Here is a 2,471-nt window from a genome sequence, read left to right on the forward strand (position 1 = left end):
TCGCTCCGGTGAGGGCCGCCTTGCGGTGATTGGCTGATATTTCGAGATGGCACCGGTGCAAGCGCTGGTGTTTGCACCGATACTAGGGACGGTGCGATGAGTCAGATCACGGTAATTTCAGGCCCGGAGCGGCGGCGGGTATGGACCGACCAGCAGAAGCGTGAGTTGGTCGCGGCTGTTTCGGCGCCCGGCGCGAACGTGGCGGAGATTGCCCGCCGTGCTGATCTTCGGCCGAACCAGATCTACAGATGGCGGCGGCAGATGGGTCAGGCAGCGCAGGGCTTTGCCGAGGTGCAGGTGCAGACTGACCCGGTGCCGGTCATGGGATCGGCGATTATCGTCGAGTTTGATCGGGCGGTCGTGCGTATTCCCGCTGGCGCTTCGCCTGGGTTGGTGTCGGCCGTGCTGCGGTCAGTCAAGCCGTGATCCCTGTACCCTCAGGCGTTCGGATATGGATCGCAACGGGGCACACGGACATGCGGCGCGGCATGCGCAGCCTGGCCCTGCAGGTGCAGCAGAGTTTCAGGCGGGATCCCCATGCCGGTGATCTCTATGTCTTCCGAGGGCGCCGTGGCGACCTGTGCAAGATCCTGTGGCATGATGGCGTTGGCATGTCGCTCTATGCCAAACGCCTGGAGCGGGGGAAGTATATCTGGCCATCGGCTGTAGATGGGGTAATTGCCATCTCCGCCTCCCAGTTGGCTTGCATGCTGGAGGCGATCGACTGGCGTAATCCGCAAGCAACCTGGCGGCCGACATTGGCCGGATAATCGATGCCGGAGAGCTAAAAAGCTAGAGATTTCGGTGCTTTTCTGCTATGCCTTTGGGCATGGGTGACGCGGCGCAAGCAGAGATCCAGAGCCTTCGCGCGCAGCTTGCCGCAGCCCAGGCTGTCGCCGCTGAAGTCGCCCGCATAAAGGCGATCAACGCGGACCTGGAAGCCCGCAACGCCCTTCTCCAACTGCAAAACGAGAAGATGCGCCGCACCCTTTTTGGTCAGCGATCCGAACGCACGCGCCATCTGCTCGACCAGATGGAGCTGACGTTCGAGGAGTACGAGACCGCTGCCAGCGAAGACGAGGCGTTGGCCGCTTTGGCGGCAGCGAAGACCAATGTCGCGCCGTTCGAGCGCAAGCGGCCCGCCCGCAAGCCCTTGCCCGAACATCTGCCACGCGAGCGCGTTGTCATCGCTTCGCCCGATGCCTGCCCCTGCTGCGGCTCGGATCGGCTGTGCAAGCTGGGTGAGGATATCACCGAGACACTTGAGGTTGTGCCGCGCCAGTGGAAGGTGGTTCAGACCGTGCGGGAGAAGTTCTCCTGCCGGGATTGTGAGAAGATCACCCAACCGCCAGCGCCGTTCCATGTGACGCCCCGCGGGCTATTTGGCCCCAGCTTCCTGGCGATGCTGCTGTTCGAGAAGTTCGGCGCGCATCAGCCGCTCAACCGCCAGCGTGACCGCTACGCCCGCGAGGGCGTGGAACTGAGCCTTTCGACCCTGGCCGACCAGGTCGGCACCTGCACCGCTGCGCTGATGCCACTCTATCTGTTGATCGAGGCGCATGTCCTGGCCGCAGAGCGACTGCATGGCGACGATACGACGGTGCCAGTGCTGGCCAAGACCAAGACCGATACGGGCCGGATCTGGACCTATGTCCGGGATGATCGACCTTTTGGCGGACCCGCGCCGCCCGCAGCGATCTTCCATTATTCCCGAGACCGGCGGGGCGAACATCCTGTGAGTCATCTGCGCAGTTGGAGAGGCATTCTCCAGGCCGATGCCTATGCCGGATATAATGCGCTGTTCCACGCCGACAGACTGCCAGCGCCACTGACCCGCGCCCTGTGCTGGAGCCATGCGCGCCGCTATTTCTTCGAGCTGGCCGATGTCGCCGCGCAGCTCAAGAAGCGCCGCAAGAAGGCACCCGTCATCTCGCCGCTGGCGGTGGAGGCGGTCCGCCGTATCGACGCGATCTTCGACATCGAGCGCGCCATCAGCGGCAGATCGACGCAGGAGCGTCTCGCCCTTCGGCAGGAACTCAGCGCGCCGCTGGTTGCCGATCTGGAAGAATGGATGCGCGACAACCGGTCAAAGCTGTCAAAGAACAGCGATGTGGCCGAGGCCATGGATTACATGCTCAAGGCATGGCCTGCCTTCGCAGCCTTCCTCGACGATGGCCGCATCTGCCTGACGAACAACGCGGCGGAACGGGCACTCAGAGGCATAGCACTTGGAAGAAAATCCTGGCTCTTCGCTGGTTCAGACCGCGGAGGTCAGCGCACCGCCTTCATGCTGAGCCTCATCGGCACGGCGAAGCTCAACGACATCGATCCCCAGGCCTGGCTCGCCGATGTTCTCACGCAGATCGCAGACATCCCACAGAGCCGTCTCCACGAACTGCTTCCCTGGAACTGGCGCGCCACAGACGATCAACGCCAAGCGGCCTAATGCGCGGTTCTCACCGGATGCATAC

Annotated in this window: 3 protein-coding genes; all 3 read left to right on the plus strand. The window is 63.1% G+C overall.

All coding sequences use genetic code 11. The features are described from left to right. Positions 1–96 precede the first annotated feature (96 nt). The 3 genes from EBBID32_RS10700 to tnpC are packed head-to-tail and all read left to right on the plus strand — an operon-like array spanning position 97 to position 2,446. Entirely contained in the window at positions 97–426 is a 330-nt protein-coding gene (locus tag EBBID32_RS10700) for a transposase (RefSeq protein ID WP_006956377.1), read from the plus strand. After that, positions 423–770 carry an IS66 family insertion sequence element accessory protein TnpB gene (gene tnpB / locus EBBID32_RS10705; RefSeq protein WP_037490083.1) on the plus strand — a complete coding sequence of 116 codons (348 nt, stop codon included), beginning with the start codon at positions 423–425 and terminating at the stop codon, positions 768–770. Before EBBID32_RS10700 ends, tnpB begins: the two co-directional genes overlap by 4 nt. 59 nt (positions 771–829) lie before the next feature. Next, a complete protein-coding gene (tnpC, locus tag EBBID32_RS10710; protein WP_051093326.1) occupies positions 830–2,446 on the plus strand; it encodes an IS66 family transposase in 1,617 nt (538 codons plus the stop codon). Positions 2,447–2,471 lie beyond the last annotated feature (25 nt).

Origin of the sequence: Sphingobium indicum BiD32 (assembly GCF_000382885.1) — a bacterium.
GTDB classification, from domain to species: domain Bacteria; phylum Pseudomonadota; class Alphaproteobacteria; order Sphingomonadales; family Sphingomonadaceae; genus Sphingobium; species Sphingobium japonicum_C.

What these genes read in the sequence shown, in the direction of transcription:
- EBBID32_RS10700 (WP_006956377.1), top strand. Translation starts at nt 97, where the DNA reads ATGAGTCAGATCACGGTAATTTCAGGCCCGGAGCGGCGGCGGGTATGG.
- tnpC (WP_051093326.1), top strand. Translation starts at nt 830, where the DNA reads ATGGGTGACGCGGCGCAAGCAGAGATCCAGAGCCTTCGCGCGCAGCTT.